The following is a 520-nucleotide window of genomic DNA, read 5'->3' on the forward strand; positions in this document are numbered from 1 at the left end:
TCGAATTCCAGCAACCAATCGTGCGTCCCTGCGGTACCTGATTGCATAGCGTTTTTCGCGGGTTGATAAATGCGTGCTTTCACGAATTCATCCTTTGTCGTTATGTTCGCCTAGTTGCGCGCAAACCACCATTCACGCGGCCCGCACACTATACCAACTGAATTCTAAATAAAATGGAAAAACTGCACAAATTGCAGCGGTTCCATCACATATAGAAAAAGGGCCTGGCCCTGGCGGCCAAGCCCCTTGGTATTTCTACCGAATAAGATGGTCGGGGAGACTAGATTCGAACTAGCGACCCCCTGTACCCAAAACAGGTGCGCTACCAGGCTGCGCCACTCCCCGACGCGGAGGACGGTATAGTTTCAGACTTTTGCTGGTGCAAGCGAAAAATGACAAGTCTGCTAAAAAAGCTCATTTAGCCGACCGCACCAGCGCTTTGAATAAGCCCTGAACAGACGCTACAGGCCGCCCAGCAGCTTCAATCAACCCACGAACAGGGATCATTCCATCAACAGGC

1 protein-coding gene and 1 tRNA gene are annotated in these 520 nt (G+C 51.2%); both read right to left on the bottom strand.

The window, feature by feature from the left end; genetic code table 11:
• Window positions 1–83 (bottom strand): ETC complex I subunit (locus JJ917_17860; protein ID MBO6700691.1); only part of this gene is annotated, 83 nt, incomplete at its 3' end.
• Window positions 84–268: 185 nt separating this feature from the next.
• Window positions 269–345 (bottom strand) — tRNA-Pro (locus JJ917_17865).
• Between the last annotated feature and the right edge of the window lie 175 nt (window positions 346–520).

This window comes from Hyphomicrobiales bacterium, assembly GCA_017642935.1.
Lineage (GTDB): Bacteria > Pseudomonadota > Alphaproteobacteria > Rhizobiales > MH13 > MH13.